Origin of the sequence: Promicromonospora sp. Marseille-Q5078 (genome assembly GCF_050315395.1) — a bacterium.
Classification (GTDB): Bacteria; Actinomycetota; Actinomycetes; order Actinomycetales; family Cellulomonadaceae; genus Isoptericola.
The window spans coordinates 3,297,703-3,313,314 of sequence record NZ_JBNPQG010000001.1; the positions used below are offsets into that span (position 1 = coordinate 3,297,703).

The 15,612-nt window shown below is 73.4% G+C and carries 9 protein-coding genes and 2 pseudogenes; 7 read left to right on the forward strand and 4 right to left on the reverse strand.

The window, feature by feature from the left end:
• Positions 1 to 4: 4 nt before the first annotated feature.
• Positions 5 to 1,501: an MFS transporter gene (locus ACQFYA_RS15305; RefSeq protein WP_499125588.1), complete on the reverse strand. Its 1,497-nt coding sequence runs from the start codon at positions 1,499 to 1,501 to the stop codon at positions 5 to 7.
• A 388-nt stretch (positions 1,502 to 1,889) separates the two neighbouring features.
• Between ACQFYA_RS15305 and ACQFYA_RS15310 the strand changes: the two genes are divergently transcribed.
• The 4 genes from ACQFYA_RS15310 to ACQFYA_RS15325 all read left to right on the forward strand — a co-directional run bounded on the left by ACQFYA_RS15310 (position 1,890) and on the right by ACQFYA_RS15325 (position 6,251).
• On the forward strand, positions 1,890 to 3,407 hold the full coding sequence (locus tag ACQFYA_RS15310; RefSeq protein WP_499125590.1) for an MmgE/PrpD family protein: 1,518 nt from the start codon (positions 1,890 to 1,892) through the stop codon (positions 3,405 to 3,407).
• A gap of 11 nt (positions 3,408 to 3,418) precedes the next feature.
• On the forward strand, positions 3,419 to 4,330 hold the full coding sequence (prpB, locus tag ACQFYA_RS15315) for a methylisocitrate lyase (RefSeq protein WP_499125592.1): 912 nt from the start codon (positions 3,419 to 3,421) through the stop codon (positions 4,328 to 4,330).
• Positions 4,331 to 4,393: 63 nt separating this feature from the next.
• Complete coding sequence (locus tag ACQFYA_RS15320) at positions 4,394 to 5,569, forward strand: bifunctional 2-methylcitrate synthase/citrate synthase (RefSeq protein ID WP_499125594.1); 1,176 nt, start codon at positions 4,394 to 4,396, stop codon at positions 5,567 to 5,569.
• A 55-nt stretch (positions 5,570 to 5,624) separates the two neighbouring features.
• The gene (locus ACQFYA_RS15325; protein ID WP_499125595.1) at positions 5,625 to 6,251 is read left to right on the forward strand and encodes a CYTH domain-containing protein; all 627 of its coding nucleotides are present in this window, start codon (positions 5,625 to 5,627) and stop codon (positions 6,249 to 6,251) included.
• 385 nt (positions 6,252 to 6,636) lie between these two features.
• Here the strand turns inward: ACQFYA_RS15325 and ACQFYA_RS15330 are convergent, their stop codons facing one another.
• The 3 genes from ACQFYA_RS15330 to ACQFYA_RS15340 form a co-directional block, all read right to left on the reverse strand.
• Entirely contained in the window at positions 6,637 to 7,497 is an 861-nt protein-coding gene (locus ACQFYA_RS15330; protein WP_499125597.1) for a M15 family metallopeptidase, read from the reverse strand.
• A 209-nt stretch (positions 7,498 to 7,706) separates the two neighbouring features.
• Positions 7,707 to 8,744 carry a hemolysin family protein gene (locus ACQFYA_RS15335; RefSeq protein WP_499125599.1) on the reverse strand — a complete coding sequence of 346 codons (1,038 nt, stop codon included), beginning with the start codon at positions 8,742 to 8,744 and terminating at the stop codon, positions 7,707 to 7,709.
• Positions 8,741 to 10,081, reverse strand: coding sequence for a hemolysin family protein (locus tag ACQFYA_RS15340; RefSeq protein WP_499125601.1), 1,341 nt, complete (start codon positions 10,079 to 10,081; stop codon positions 8,741 to 8,743). The genes ACQFYA_RS15335 and ACQFYA_RS15340 overlap by 4 nt, the downstream gene beginning before the upstream one ends.
• Positions 10,082 to 10,372: 291 nt before the next feature.
• Between ACQFYA_RS15340 and ACQFYA_RS15345 the strand changes: the two are divergent.
• The 3 genes and pseudogenes from ACQFYA_RS15345 to ACQFYA_RS15355 all read left to right on the forward strand — a co-directional run.
• Positions 10,373 to 10,882: pseudogene (locus ACQFYA_RS15345) on the forward strand (response regulator transcription factor); the annotation flags it as partial.
• A gap of 198 nt (positions 10,883 to 11,080) precedes the next feature.
• Positions 11,081 to 11,467: pseudogene (locus tag ACQFYA_RS15350) on the forward strand (sensor histidine kinase); the annotation flags it as partial.
• Positions 11,468 to 11,764: 297 nt separating this feature from the next.
• Positions 11,765 to 15,595 (forward strand): multifunctional oxoglutarate decarboxylase/oxoglutarate dehydrogenase thiamine pyrophosphate-binding subunit/dihydrolipoyllysine-residue succinyltransferase subunit, encoded by a 3,831-nt coding sequence (locus tag ACQFYA_RS15355; protein ID WP_499127558.1) that lies wholly within the window; start codon positions 11,765 to 11,767, stop codon positions 15,593 to 15,595.
• Positions 15,596 to 15,612 lie beyond the last annotated feature (17 nt).

Here is a 15,612-nt window from a genome sequence, read left to right on the forward strand (position 1 = left end):
CGTATCAGCGCGCGCCGACCAGGCCGCTCTCCGGCGGGAGGGCGTCGAGGTCGATGTCCGGGTTCTTCTCCTGCGTCTTCACGAGGGCCTTCGCCTCGGCGTCCGTGTCCACCGACGGCATGGAGCCGGGCAGCGGCTTGCCGGCGCTCTCCTTCACGAAGAACACGGCGACGGCGCCGACGACGGCGAAGCCCATGAGGTAGTAGGCCGGGGCCAGGCTCGACCCGGTGGCCTGCGTGAGCGACTCCACGATGAGCGGCGTCGTGCCGCCGAAGATCGCCAGCGCCAGGTTGTAGGCCAGGCCCATCGACCGGTAGCGCACGGCCGTGGGGAACATCGCGGGCAGGGTCGCCGCCTGGACACCGACCAGGCACGCCACCGGGATCGCCATGAAGCACAGGCCCAGCAGCGTCGACCACACGTGGCCGGCGGCGAGCAGCAGGAACGCGGGCACGGCCAGCACGGCCAGCGAGCCCGCGCCGAACCACAGCAGCGGGCGGCGGCCGATGCGGTCGCTGACCGGGCCGGCGACGAGGATCATCACCGCGAGCAGCACCAGCACGGGCACGGTCAGCAGCGTGCCGGACGTGGCGGCATAACCGAGGGTGTCCGTGAGGTAGGTCGGCATGTAGCTCGTCAGGGCGTAGCCCGCGGTGTTAGCGACGGCCACGAGCGCCATCGCGACCGCGAGGGGACGCCACTGCGAGCGGAGGGTGAGCTCGGCGGCGGGCATCTGGGCGCCCTGGTCCTTCGCGGCCTCGGCCGCGACCTGCTGCGCCTGGAACGCCGGGGACTCCTCGATCTTCAGGCGGAACCACACCGCGAACGCGCCGATCGGGCCGGCCACCAGGAACGGGATGCGCCACCCGCCGTCGACCATCGCCTGGTCGCCGAGCGTCACCTGCAGCACCGTGACGACCACCGCGCCGAGCGCGAAGCCGAGGTAGCTGCCGAAGTCGAGGAACGACGCGGCCCAGCCGCGGCGGCGGTCGGGGGCGTGCTCCGCCACGAAGGTCGTGACGCCGGCGTACTCGCCACCGGTGGAGAAGCCCTGCACCAGCTTGAGGAGCACGAGCAGCAGCGGTGCGGCGACGCCGAGGACGCCGTAGGTCGGCAGCAGGCCGATGAGGAACGTCGAGCTCGCCATCATCACCAGCGTGAAGGCCAGCACCTTCTGCCGGCCGATGCGGTCGCCGATGCGGCCGCACACGATGCCGCCGAGCGGGCGGGCCACGTACGTGGCGGCGAACACGCCGAGGGAGAAGAGGATCTGCACGCCCGACGACGCCTCCGGCAGGAACACCGCGCCCATGGTGACGGCCAGGTAGCCGTACACGCCGACGTCGTACCACTCCATCAGGTTCCCGACGGCGGTGCCGCCGATCGTCTTCTTGAGCATGGAGTTGTCGACGACGGTGACATCGGAGACGCGCAGCCTGCGGCGGCGGCCGGAGGCCTTGCGGGTGCTGCCTGACTGTTCCTGGGGGGTTGCGGCGGTCATGTTTCCTTCCGTGGCCGGCGCGGCGTCAACTCGGTGTGACGCAGCGGCCCGGCCCGTGACAGGGAGCCGGCGCCCGCTCCGGGGAGCGGACGCCGAGCCCGAACATGGGCGGCAACGTTACCGACTCTTGACCCCAAAGCAAGTTCGTCGCGGCAACCAGCGCCGCGGAGCGGTCTTCCCGCGAGGCCGTCACCTGCGGCGACACCGTTCCTTGACACGCCGTTCGTGAAGCCCACCACAGGGCCGTGCGACGGCGCCGCGGCGGTCCCGGAGGGCCTGCGCTCGCTGGACCGTGCGCGCGCCGGGCGTTACGTTCTCGGAGCAGCCCGCGGCCACGGGCGGCGACGACGCCGGCACACGGCGCCGGCACACGACGGAGGGCTCCCGCATGATCGACCACGACGTCCGCGTCCATCGTTCCGACGAACGGTTCCCCCGCGAGCAGCACCTCGCGTGGAAGATCGCGGAGGTCGCGGCCGAGCAGCTCGAGCCGGCTCCCGAGGTCGCCGACATGGTGATCAACCGCGTGATCGACAACGCGGCCGTGGCGACCGCCTCCCTGGGCCGCGCGCCGATCCTCGCCGCCCGCGCGCAGGCGGAGGCTCACCCGGTGTCCCGCGGCGGCGCGGGCTCGACGGTCGTCGGCTCGCCGCAGCGCACGAGCCCCGAGTGGGCGGCCTGGGCGAACGGCGTGGCCGTGCGCGAGCTCGACTACCACGACACGTTCCTCGCGGCCGAGTACTCGCACCCGGGCGACAACGTCCCGCCGGTGCTCGCCGTCGCGCAGCACCTGGGCCGCAGCGGCGCCGAGCTGCTGCGCGGGCTCGTCACGGGCTACGAGATCCAGGTCGACCTCGTCAAGGGCATCTCCCTGCACGCGCACAAGATCGACCACGTGGCGCACCTCGGCCCGTCGGCCGCGGCGGGCATCGGCACGCTGCTCGGCCTCCCGCCGGAGACCATCTACCAGGCGGTGGGCCAGGCCCTGCACACGACGACCGCCACCCGGCAGTCCCGCAAGGGTGAGATCTCCACCTGGAAGGCGCACGCGCCGGCGTTCGCGGGAAAGATGGCGGTGGAGGCCGTGGACCGCGCGATGCGCGGGCAGACCTCCCCCAGCCCGATCTACGAGGGCGAGGACGGCGTGATCGCCTGGCTGCTCGACGGGCCCGAGGCCCGCTACACCGTGCCGCTGCCCGCCGCGGGCGAGGACCGGCGCGCCATCCTCGACACGTACACCAAGGAGCACTCCGCCGAGTACCAGGCGCAGGCGTGGATCGACCTCGCCCGCCGGCTCGGCACCGAGCGGCCCGAGCTGCGGGACCCGGCGCGCGTGACGGCCGTCGTGCTGCACACGAGCCACCACACGCACTACGTCATCGGCTCCGGCTCCGGCGACCCGCAGAAGTACGACCCGACGGCCAGCCGCGAGACGCTCGACCACTCGATCCCGTACATCTTCACCGTCGCCCTCCAGGACGGCGCCTGGGACCACGTGGCCAGCTACGCCCCCGAACGGGCCGGCCGGCCCGACACCGTGGCGCTGTGGCGCAAGGTCACGACGGCCGAGGACGCCGCCTGGACGCGGCGCTACCACTCCCCCGACCCGGCGGAGAAGGCGTTCGGCGGGCGCGTGGAGATCGAGCTCGCCGACGGCTCGCGCGTCGTGGAGGAGATCGCCGTCGCGGACGCGCACCCGCTGGGGGCGCGGCCGTTCGCCCGCGCGCAGTACGTGGCCAAGTTCCGCGCCCTGGCCGCCGGGGTGCTGGCGGACGAGGAGGTCGAGCGGTTCCTCGACGTCGCGCAGCGCCTCCCCGAGCTCACTGCCGACGAGCTGTCCGGCCTCACCGTCACGCCGCTGGTCGACGCGCTCGCCGCCCGCCCCGTCGCACCCGGCATCTTCTGAGGAGCGGGACCGTGCTCTACTCGACGACCACCCCCGCCGCCAAGCGCGCGGCCTTCCGCGAGCGCCTGCGCTCCGGCGAGCTGCTGCAGCTCCCGGGCGCGTTCAACCCGCTCGCGGCGCGGCTGATCCAGGACAAGGGCTTCGACGGCGTCTACGTCTCGGGCGCCGTGGTGGCCGCCGACCTCGGGCTGCCCGACGTCGGGCTCACCACCCTCACGGAGGTGGCGGCCCGCGCCGGGCAGGTCGCCCGCATGACCGACCTGCCCACGCTGGTGGACGCCGACACGGGCTTCGGCGAGGCCATGAACGTCGCGCGCACGGTGCAGGCCATGGAGGACGCGGGCGTTGCGGGGATGCACGTCGAGGACCAGGTGAACCCGAAGCGGTGCGGGCACCTGGACGGCAAGCAGGTGGTGGACGAGCCCACGGCGCTGCAGCGCGTGCGCGCCGCCGTCGCCGCCCGCCGGGACGAGAACCTGCTGGTCATGGCCCGCACGGACGTGCGTGCCGTGGCCGGGCTGCCCACGGCGATCGACCGCGCGAAGGCGCTGGTCGACGCGGGCGCGGACGCGATCTTCCCCGAGGCCATGCGCGACCTCGCGGAGTTCGAGGCCGTCGCGAGCGCCGTCGACGTGCCCGTGCTGGCCAACATGACCGAGTTCGGCAAGTCCGAGCTGTTCACCACCCGACAGCTGGCCGACTCAGGCGTGGCCCTCGTGATCTACCCGGTCTCGCTGCTGCGGCTCGCGATGGGCGCCGCCGAGCGCGGGCTGGACGCCCTGCGGGCCGAGGGCTCGCTGGCCGGGCAGGTCGAGCACATGCAGACCCGGGCCCGGCTCTACGAGCTCGTGGACTACGCCGGCTACTCGGCGTTCGACACGGGCGTCTTCGACTTCACCCTGGACGACAACCACCACGGCTGACCGCCCCCGGCGCCCCGGGCGCCGCCGGGCCACCGCCGGCCGCATCGCAGCGAAGGAGCACCGATGACCGAGCAGAGCGAGCAGTCCACCCCGCAGGCCGCCGAGCCGGAGGTCCACCGCGGGCTGGCGGGGGTGGTCGCCGACGTGACGGCCGTGTCCAAGGTCGACCCCGAGACCAACTCCCTGCTGTACCGCGGCTACCCAGTGCAGGACCTCGCCGCCACGCAGCCGTTCGAGGCCGTGGCGTGGCTCCTGTGGCACGGCGAGCTCCCCACGGACGACGAGCTGGCCGGGCTGCGCACCGCCGAGCGCGAGCACCGGCCGCTGGCCGACGACGTGCGCGCTGCGATCGACCTGCTGCCGCCGAGCGCCCACCCGATGGACGAGCTGCGCACCGCGGTCAGCGTGATCGGCGCGCGCGAGGCCGCGGGGCTCACGGCGCTGGAGGCCGTCGCCGACCGCGAGGTCAACCTCGAGCGCAGCGTGCGCCTCTTCGCCGCGCTGCCCGCCGTGGTCGCGTACGGCCAGCGCCGCCGCCGGGGGCTCGAGCCGGTCGCGCCGCGCGACGACCTCGACTTCTGCGCGAACTTCCTCTGGACCACCTTCGAGGTCGAGCCGGACCCCGTGGTCGTGGACGCGTTCAACCGCTCGATGATCCTGTACGCGGAGCACTCGTTCAACGCGTCCACGTTCACGGCCCGGGTCATCACGTCGACCCTCAGCGACCTGCACTCCGCCGTGGTGGGCGCGATCGCGGCGCTCAAGGGGCCGCTGCACGGCGGTGCGAACGAGGCGGTCATGGACACCCTCGGCGAGATCGGCTCGGCCGACCGGGCCGCCGCATGGCTCGACGAGGCGCTCGCCACCAAGCGCAAGATCATGGGCTTCGGGCACCGCGTCTACAAGCACGGGGACTCCCGCGTCCCGACCATGAAGGCCGCCCTCGACACGCTGGTCGAGCACTACGACCGCGCCGACCTGGGCGCCCTCTACGACGCCCTCGAGTCCGAGTTCGTGAGCCGCAAGGGCATCTACCCCAACCTGGACTACCCGTCCGGCCCGGCGTACCACCTCATGGGCTTCGACACGCCCACGTTCACGCCCCTGTTCGTCGCGGCCCGCGTCACCGGCTGGACGGCGCACGTGCTGGAGCAGCAGGCCTCCAACGCGCTGATCCGCCCGCTGTCGGCGTACGTGGGCCCCGAGCGGCGCGAGGTGCCCGGGCGGCCGGCCTCCTGACCGGCGGCGCCCGGGCGCGCCTGACCCCGCGCCGATCACGGCTAGGCTCGACGCCATGTCCACGGACTACTCCGACTTCGAGTTCGAGCGCCGGTTCTTCGTCCGCGACCTGCCCGACGCGCTCCGCGACGCACCCGCCCTCATCGTGCAGTCGTACTTCCTGTCCGACGGCGGGTACGCGTTGCGCGTGCGCGTGCAGGCCACCGGCGTCGAGGCGCGCCTGGGGCCGGACAGCGACGCGCGCGACGTGCTGGAGCTGTACCGGTCCCGGATCGACTTCGCCGCGGTCACGGTCAAGGGCCCGTCCGTGGGCGGCACCCGGTACGAGGCCGAGCGGCAGCTCGACCCTCAGGTCGGCGCCCAGCTCGTGCGCCGCGGAGGCGCGCAGGTGATCAAGACGCGCTACGCAGCATGGCTGGGCGCGGACGGCTGGTCGATCGACGTGTTCGGCGGCTCGAACGCGCCCCTCGTCGTCGCGGAGTGCGAGCGGTCCGGCCCGGTCACCGACCTGCAGATCCCCGACTTCTGCGTCACGGAGCTCACCGACGACCGCCGGTTCTCCAACGAGTCCCTCGCGATCGACCCGTTCCGCGGGTGGACCGCCGCCTACGCCCAGGAGCTCTCCGCCCAGGGCCCGCGCTTCCGCGACGACTTCGGCGGCAACTCGACGATCACCACCTGACGGAGCAGGGCCCCCACCCGCACGCGGCGTGGACCGGGTCTCGACAGGCTCGACCAGCGGACGGCGACGGGCGCGACCGGCGTGGACGGGCCGGCGTGAACGCGCGACGTCCACGAGAGAGGCCGGCGGGCCCGTCTGCGCGACGACCGCGAGCTCACAGGAGAGCGGGAGGTGCGGGTTCCTTCGCGCGGTCGTATCCCTCCCGAAGTGGAGCGCCCCCTGGGGCGCGCGAACGCGACCGCGCGAAGGAACCCGCACCTGCCGCGTCGGTGAGCCAGGTCTCGACACGCTCGACAGGCCGGGTTTCGACAGGCTCAACCAGCGGTGAGCGAGGTTTCGACAGGCTCAACCAGCGGTGAACAGGCTCGACCGGCGACGAGGGCGGTCAGTGCCAGTTCGAGACCTCTTCGACGCCCGGCCGGTACTCGAAGTGCCAGGGCTCGTAGTTGCCCGAGCCGCCGCGCTGGGCCCACGGCGGGTTCTCCCAGCCGTAGGCCGGGCCGTTCTCCCACAGCCAGCCGTAGACCTCGCTGGAGCGGTACTCGTCGCCGCACAGGTCGATGGCGAGCCCCCACCCGTGCATGGACGCACCGGGGACGGCGGCGAGGTAGCCGCGGCTGGCCTTGACCGCGTACTGCGAGGACAGCGAGCGGTAGCTGTCGACGAGACACAGGTCCCGGCCGAAGCGGGCGCGGAAGGCGTCGTTCAGGGCGCTGAGGGACACGGCGGCGTCGGCGCGCAGCTGCTCGCCCGGCTGCCAGAGGTCGCAGAGCGAGTGGTCGGCCAGCTCGCCGTTGGTGCCCTCGATCGGGGCGCTCGCGTCGCAGTCCGGCAGCGAGCTGCGCTCCGTGGACCGGCTCGCGGCAGCGGCCTCGACGCGGACGTCGCGCGGGGCTGCGGCGATGGCCTGGGAGGTGCGCGGCGTGTCCACGCCCTGCTCGAGGAGGGCGAGGGTGGAGGGGCCGGTGGGCTGGGTGTCGAGGTCGAACGGGGTGCCGCCCGGGCCGGCGTGTGCGTCGGTGACGAGCGGGGCGGCGATGGTCGCGGCGGCGAGCGAGCCGAGCACGGTCAGGCGGGTGACCCAGGTGTGGCCGGCGGGGGCGGCGTGCCGGCCGGCGCTGCGGTCGCCCCGCGCGGGCGACGGCGGGCGCTTGCGGGCCTTCTTGCCGGCCCGGGCGAGCTCGGCCTCCCGGATCTCGCGGCGTGAGCGCGGCGCGGCTGCGTCACTCTGCGACGTCGCCTCCACAGCACCTCCGCGCTCGTGCCGGGCGGCCACCGTGGCCGCCCCTCTTCCCGGACCCAGACACGGATCGCCCGGCGCGCGTGCCCCGCACGCGCTCGCACGACCGATCCGTCACGGAACCATAACGGTGACGCGGCCCCCCGCCAAGTCCCTGTCCACGACCCGTCGGGCCGGCACGGCACCCCGCCCGGATGGGAGGGTGTCCACGCTGGTCACGGACGACGCTGCATCGCGTCCCGCACCTCGCCGACGAGCTCCTCCAGGATGTCCTCGAGGAACACGACGCCGAGCACGCCGCCCGGCCCCTCGACGCGGGCGAGGTGGGCGCCCGAGCGCTGCATGGCGCGCAGCGCGTCCTCCACCTCGTCGTCGGGCCGCACGGACGCGAGCGCGCGCACACGCCAGGCGGGGACCGGCTGGAACCGGTCGCCGTCCGACGCGTACAGCACGTCCTTGAGGTGCAGGTAGCCGCGCAGGGCGCCGTCGTCGCCCCCCACGGGGAACCGGCTGAAGCCGGTGCGCGCCACGAGGTGCTCGACGTCGTCCGGGGTGCTCTCGGGGCCGACCACGACCAGCTCGTCCACGGCCACCATGACGTCGCCCGCGGTGCGCGAGGAGAACTCGATCGCGCCCGCGAGGAGGCCCTGCTCGTCGCGCAGCACGCCCTCGGCCTGGGAGTGCTGCACGATCGACTGCACCTCCTGCGCGGTGAAGGCGGACGCCACCTCGTCCTTGGGCTCGACGCCCGCCAGGCGCACCGCGTGGTTGGCGACCCAGTTGAGCGCGGAGATCACGGGGCGCACCGCCCGGCCCAGCAGCACGAGCGGCGGCGCGAACCAGAGCGCCGCGGTCTCGGGGCCGGCGACGGCGAGGTTCTTGGGCACCATCTCGCCCAGCACCACGTGCAGGTAGACGACGACCGAGAGCGCGATGACCAGCGCGACCGGGTGCACGAGCGACTCCGGGACGCCCAGGGCGTGGAACGGCTCCTCGAGCAGGTGCGCGAGGGCCGGCTCCGCGACGATGCCCAGGCCGGTGGAGCACACCGTGACCCCGAGCTGCGCGCACGCGAGCATGAGCGACACGTGCTCCATCGCCCACAGCGCGGTGCGCGCGCGGCGGTCGCCGGCCTCGGCCCGCGGCTCCATGGCGCTGCGGCGCGCGGAGATGACGGCGAACTCGGCGCCGACGAAGAACGCGTTGCCGGCGAGAAGCAGCACGCCGACCAGCAGGGCGGTCCCGGTGGTCATCGGCCCTCCCCCTCGGCGAGGACCCGCAGCCGCTCCACGCGGCGGCCGTCCATCGCCTCGACGCGCAGCCGCACGCCGTCGGTCTCCACCTCGTCGCCCTCCTCGGGGACCCGCCCCAGCTCGGCCATCACGAGCCCGCCGAGCGTCTCGTACGCCGGGCCCTCGGGCACGACCAGGCCGGTGCGCTCCTCCAGCTCGTCGGGACGCAGCACGCCGGGCACCACCCAGGAGCCGTCCGTGCCGCGCACCACCCCTGCACGGCGGGGGTCGTGCTCGTCCGCGACGTCGCCCACGAGCTCCTCCACGACGTCCTCCAGGGTCACGATGCCGGACGTGCCGCCGTACTCGTCCACGACCACCGCCATCTGCAGGCCGAGGCCACGCAGCTCGACCAGCAGGGGGCCGAGGCGCACGGTCTCGGGCACGCGGGGCGCATCGACCATGAGGGCGGCGGCCGGGACCTCGCCGCGCCGGTCGTGCGGGACGCCGACCGCCCGGCGCAGGTGCACCAGGCCGACGACGTCGTCCCGGTCCTCGCCGATCACCGGGAACCGCGAGTGGCCCGTGCGCCGCGCGAGGGCCACGACCTCCGCGGCGGTGGTCTCCCGCTCGACGACGGCCATGCGCATCCGGTCGGTCATGACGTCGCGCGCGGACAGCTCGTCGAGCTCGAGCGAGTTGGTCAGCAGGGTCGCGACCGACTGGTCGAGCGTGCCCTCCTGCGCCGACCGCCGCACCAGCGACAGCAGCTCGGACGACGAGCGTGCGCCGGAGAGCTCCTCGCGGGGCTCCACGCCGACCCGGCGCAGCAACGCGTTGGCCGAGCCGTTGAGCACCGTGACGAGCGGCCGGAACAGCATGGTGAACACGCGCTGCACGGGGACCACGAGCCGCGCAGTGGCGTGCGGGGCGGAGAGGGCGAAGTTCTTGGGGATCAGCTCGCCGAACAGCATCGAGAACGCGTTCACGACGACGAGGGCGAGGACGACGGCCAGCACGCCGGCGACGCCCTGGCCGAGGGCGGTCGAGGCGAACGCCGCGGAGAACAGCGACAGCAGCGCCGGCTGGGCGGTGTAGCCCAGCAGGATCGTGGTGATGGTGATGCCGACCTGCGCGGAGCTCAGCTCCGTCGACAGGTGCTTGAGCCCGGCGCGGACGGCGCGGTCCCGTCGGTCCGACGGGCGCCCCTGGCCGGGCGAAGGACTGTCGCCCTCCTCGTCGTCGGCCCCCAGGACGGCCGGGTCCAGGGTGACGAGCGAGAACTCGCTGGCGACGAACACCGCGGTGCCCGCGGTGAGCACCACGCCCAGGGCGATCATGAGCACGTCGCCTAGCACGGGCGGCTCCCTGCGGGGCGGCGTCGCCGCACGGGGCGGCGGGGCGGCGGGGCGGCCAGGCGGAACGGCGCGGGCGGCCGCGCGCGATATCGGCTCTCGTCCATCGTGCCCCGATGCTATCGGCAGGTCGGGGACGTGCGAGCCGTCGTCCGTGCGAGGCCGGTGCGAGCCGGCGCGCGGCCGGCGCGAGCCGGCGCGAGGCCGGCGCGAGGTCCCCGCGACGCCGCCCGGACGTCGGTGCGGACAGCGTGTGCTCAGCGCTCCCCCAGGGAGCCGGTGCAAGATGGCTCCATGACCACCGCGACCCCTCCGAGCAACCCGGGCACCCCGGGCACGTCGGGCCAGCAGAACGCCACCGTGCTCGTCGTCGAGGACGAGCCCGCGATCGCGGCCGCGATCGCGCAGCGCCTCTCCGCCGAGGGATGGCGGGTCGAGGTCGCGCGCGACGGCCTGGCCGGCGTGGACGCCGCCGCCCGCCTGCAGCCGGACGCCATCGTGCTGGACGTCATGCTGCCCGGCATCGACGGCCTCGAGGTCACGCGCCGCATCCAGGCCGACCACCCGATCCCGATCCTCATGCTCACGGCCCGCGACGACGAGACCGACATGCTGGTCGGCCTGGGCGTCGGCGCCGACGACTACATGACCAAGCCGTTCTCCATGCGCGAGCTCGTCGCGAACGTCTCGCACGAGCTGCGCACCCCCGTGGCGGCGCTGCAGGCCCAGCTCGAGAACATGGTGGACGGCGTCACCGAGCCCACGCCGTCGGCCCTCGAGCTGTCGCTCGAGCAGACCGAGCGGCTGACCCGGCTCGTGACGTACCTCCTGGACCTGTCGCGCGTGGAGGCGGGCGCGTCCGCGCTGGTGCTCAGCGAGTTCTCGGTGGGCGACTTCCTCGAGGAGTCCGCGCAGGCGATGTCGATGGTCGACGCCGCGAAGGGCCTCGGCTACGTCGTGGACGTCACCCCGCCGGACCTCACGCTCGAGGGCGACGTGGAGCGGCTGCGCCAGGTCGTCACCAACCTGCTCCAGAACGCGATCCGGCACTCGCCGCACGGCGGCACGGTACGGCTCGACGCCTACCCGGTGGACGACGACGTCGTGCTCGAGGTGAGCGACGAGGGACCCGGCATCGCCCCCGAGGACCGCGGCCGCATCTTCGAGCGGTTCGCGAGCGGCTCGGCCTCCACCCGCCCGCACGCGGTCCCCACCGGCGGCATGGCCAGCGGCGGCACCGGCATCGGGCTGGCCATCGTCCGGTGGGCGGTGGACCTGCACGGCGGGCACGTGGAGGTCGCGGACACCGACCGCGGCGCGACGATGCGCGTGACCCTCCCGGCCCAGGCGCGCCCGGCCCCGGGGGTCACGACGGAGGCGGACGACTGACCCCCACGCGCCGTTCGCGAGCGCGTGAGATTGGTCACAGCGGTGCGCGCCGAGGCGACGACCGTGGTCCGGACATGACGCCGGACAACGGAGTCATCGGGTCGTCCTGAGGAGTCGTTGCCCACGCCATGACCCGACGGTCACGATGCCGGGCCGCGCGGCCCGGAGGGGCCCGCTGGCGCCGCTCCCCCTCCCCGGCGGAGGGGCGCGAAGGGCATAGGCTGGGCCTGCGCACCGGCGCTGCCGTGCGTATTTCCGGTCGAACGTAGCAACTGTGGGAAAGTGGGCGATCCGCGCGTGGTGTCCCCGAAGGACGGGTCAGAGTCGATCAGCGTGGCGAGCGCGTTCGGAGCCAACGAATGGCTGGTCGACGAGCTCTATGAGCAGTACCTCAAGGACAAGAACGCGGTGGACCCCGCGTGGTGGGACTTCTTCGCCGACTACGAGCCCGGCGAGTCGCGCAACGGCACGGCGTCCGACGCCGCCCCGGCGCAGCCCGCGGCACCCGCCCCGGCGGCGCCCGCGGCACCGGTGACCCCCGCCGCCGCGGCGCAGCCCGCCCCGGCGCAGCCCGCCGCGCCGTCCTCGTCGGGGACGGCAGCTCGCGAGGCCGCCAAGGCCGCGACGAAGGCCGCGAAGGCCGCCCCGGTCCCGGCCGACCCCGAGACCACCGCGGTACGCCCGGTCGCCGAGGCGCTGCCCTCGACGGCGCCCTACGCGGAGGTCGCGAAGGCCTCGCCGAAGACCGCCGACGACGAGGCCACCGACGACGTGCAGAAGCTGCGCGGCCCGGCGGCCCGCGTGGTGACGAACATGGAGGCCTCGATCGAGGTCCCGACCGCCACGTCGGTCCGTGCCGTGCCCGCCAAGCTCATGGTGGACAACCGCATCGTCATCAACAACCACCTGGCCCGCGGCCGCGGCGGCAAGATCTCGTTCACGCACCTCATCGGCTTCGCGCTCGTCGAGGCGCTGTCCGACATGCCGGTGATGAACGCGCACTACGAGAGCATCGACGGCAAGCCGCACATCGTGCAGCCGGCCCACGTCGGCTTCGGCCTCGCGATCGACCTCGCGAAGCCGGACGGCTCGCGCCAGCTCCTGGTGCCCAGCGTCAAGAAGGCCGAGGAGCTCGACTTCGCCGGCTTCTGGGCGGCGTACGAGGACCTCGTCCGCAAGGCGCGCGGCGGCAAGCTCGGCATGGACGACTTCGCCGGCACCACGATCTCCCTGACGAACCCGGGCGGCATCGGCACCGTGCACTCCGTGCCGCGCCTCATGTCCGGCCAGGGCACGATCATCGGCGTCGGCGCCATGGACTACCCCGCGGAGTTCGCGGGCGCGTCCGAGGAGCAGCTCGCCCGCATGGGCATCTCGAAGGTCATGACGATCACGTCGACCTACGACCACCGCATCATCCAGGGCGCGCAGTCCGGCGAGTTCCTCAAGGTGCTCGCGAACAAGCTCATCGGCCTGGACGGCTTCTACGACCGCGTGTTCGCGGCCCTCCGCGTGCCGTACGAGCCCGTGCGCTGGGTGCGCGACAACACGGTCGACGCCGACGTGGAGGCCGCGAAGCCGGCCCGCATCGCGGAGCTCGTCCACTCCTACCGCTCGCGCGGCCACCTCATGGCGGAGACGGACCCGCTCGCGTACCGCCAGCGCAAGCACCCCGACCTGGACATCCAGAACCACGGCCTCACGCTCTGGGACCTGGACCGCCGGTTCCCGACGGGCGGCTTCGGCGGCAAGACCAAGGACACGCTGCGCGACATCCTCGGCCTGCTGCGCGACTCGTACTGCCGCACCATCGGCGTCGAGTACATGCACATCGCCGACCCGGCACAGCGCAAGTGGCTGCAGGAGCGGCTCGAGTCCGGCTACGCCCGCACGCCGCGCGAGGACCAGCTGCGCGTCCTGCGCAAGCTGAACTCCGCCGAGGCGTTCGAGACCTTCCTGCAGACGAAGTACGTCGGCCAGAAGCGCTTCTCCCTCGAGGGCGGCGAGTCGGTCATCCCGCTGCTGGACGCCATCCTGTCCCGCGCCGCCGAGGGCGGGCTCGACGAGGTCGGCATCGGCCTGGCCCACCGCGGCCGGCTCAACGTGCTCGCGAACATCGCGGGCAAGAGCTACGGCCAGATCTTCAAGGAGTTCGAGGGCCAGCTCGACCCGAAGAGCGTGCAGGGGTCCGGCGACGTCAAGTACCACCTGGGTACCGAGGGCGTGTTCACTGCCGAGTCCGGCGCCACGACCAAGGTCTACCTGGCCGCGAACCCGTCGCACCTCGAGGCCGTCGACCCGGTGCTCGAGGGCATCGTGCGCGCCAAGCAGGACCGCATCGACCTGGGCGGCGACGGCTTCTCCGTCCTGCCGATCCTCATCCACGGCGACGCGGCCTTCGCGGGCCAGGGCGTCGTGCCCGAGGTGCTCAACCTGGCGCAGCTGCGCGGGTACCGCACCGGCGGCACGATCCACGTGATCATCAACAACCAGGTGGGCTTCACCACCGGCCCGTCGTCGTCGCGCTCCACCACGTACGCGACCGACGTCGCCAAGGGGTACCAGATCCCCGTCTTCCACGTGAACGGCGACGACCCCGAGGCCTGCGTGCGCGTGGCCGAGCTGGCCTTCGCCTACCGCGAGCAGTTCGACCGCGACGTCATCGTCGACATGGTCTGCTACCGCCGGCGCGGCCACAACGAGGGCGACGACCCGTCGATGACGCAGCCGCTGATGTACAACCTCATCGAGGCCAAGCAGTCGGTGCGCAAGCTGTACACGAAGAACCTCGTGGCGCGCGGCGACATCACGGTCGAGGAGGCCGAGCAGGCGCTGCAGGACTACCAGTCGCAGCTCGAGCGGGTCTTCACCGAGACCAAGTCCGCGGGCACGGTCAGCACGCCCGACGGCGAGGACGAGATCCTCGGCCTGGAGCGCCCCGAGTCGCAGCGCCCCGGCGCGGGCGACATGGTCGGCTGGCAGACGGCCGTCCCGCACGCCGTGCTCGAGCGCGTGGGCGCCGTGCAGGTGTCGGCCCCCGAGGGCTTCACGGTGCACCCGAAGCTGGCCCAGATGCTGGAGAAGCGCCAGCTCATGGCCAAGGAGGGCGGCATCGACTGGGGCTTCGGCGAGCTCGTCGCGTTCGGGTCGCTGCTCATGGAGGGCACCCCGGTGCGCCTCGCCGGGCAGGACTCGCGCCGGGGCACGTTCGTCCAGCGCCACGCCGTGCTGCACGACCGCAACACCGGCGCCGAGTGGACGCCGCTGCTGTACCTGTCGGGCGACCAGGCGAAGTTCTGGGTGTACGACTCCTCGCTCAGCGAGTACGCGGCCCTCGGCTTCGAGTACGGCTACTCCGTGGAGCGGCCCGACGCCCTGGTGCTCTGGGAGGCGCAGTTCGGCGACTTCGTCAACGGCGCCCAGACCGTCATCGACGAGTTCATCTCGTCGGCGGAGCAGAAGTGGGGCCAGAGCTCGTCGCTGGTCATGCTGCTGCCGCACGGCTACGAGGGCCAGGGGCCGGACCACTCCTCCGCCCGCATCGAGCGCTTCCTGCAGCTCGCGGCCGAGAACAACATGACGGTCGCGCAGCCGTCCACGCCGGCGTCGTACTTCCACCTGCTGCGCCAGCAGGCGTACGCCCGTCCGCGCCGCCCGCTGGTCGTCTTCACGCCGAAGCAGCTGCTGCGCCTCAAGGCCGCGGCGTCGTCCGTCGAGGACTTCACGACCGGCACGTTCGAGCCGGTGCTGCAGGACACGACGGTGGACGCGGCGCAGGTCGACCGGGTGCTGCTGTGCACCGGCCGCCTCTACTACGACCTGCTCGCCGAGCGCACGAAGCGGCAGGACACCCGGACCGCGATCGTCCGCCTGGAGCAGCTCTACCCGTTCCCGGAGGAGCAGGTCCGCACGCAGCTCGCGCGGTACGCGGGCGCCGACGTCGTGTGGGTCCAGGACGAGCCGCAGAACCAGGGCGCGTGGTCCTACCTGCACCTGGCGTTCCCGGAGGACCTGCCGCGCGTGCGCGTCGCGTCCCGCCCGGCGTCCGCCTCGACCGCCGCCGGCACCGCCAAGCGGCACAAGGAGCAGCAGGAGGTCCTGGTCGCCCAGGCCTTCGACCGGGCGTGATGCGCGCGTACTGCCGA

What these genes read in the sequence shown, in the direction of transcription:
- ACQFYA_RS15320 (WP_499125594.1), top strand. Translation starts at nt 4,394, where the DNA reads ATGACCGAGCAGAGCGAGCAGTCCACCCCGCAGGCCGCCGAGCCGGAG.
- ACQFYA_RS15325 (WP_499125595.1), top strand. Translation starts at nt 5,625, where the DNA reads ATGTCCACGGACTACTCCGACTTCGAGTTCGAGCGCCGGTTCTTCGTC.
- ACQFYA_RS15305 (WP_499125588.1), bottom strand. Translation starts at nt 1,501, where the DNA reads ATGACCGCCGCAACCCCCCAGGAACAGTCAGGCAGCACCCGCAAGGCC.
- ACQFYA_RS15335 (WP_499125599.1), bottom strand. Translation starts at nt 8,744, where the DNA reads ATGACCACCGGGACCGCCCTGCTGGTCGGCGTGCTGCTTCTCGCCGGC.
- ACQFYA_RS15310 (WP_499125590.1), top strand. Translation starts at nt 1,890, where the DNA reads ATGATCGACCACGACGTCCGCGTCCATCGTTCCGACGAACGGTTCCCC.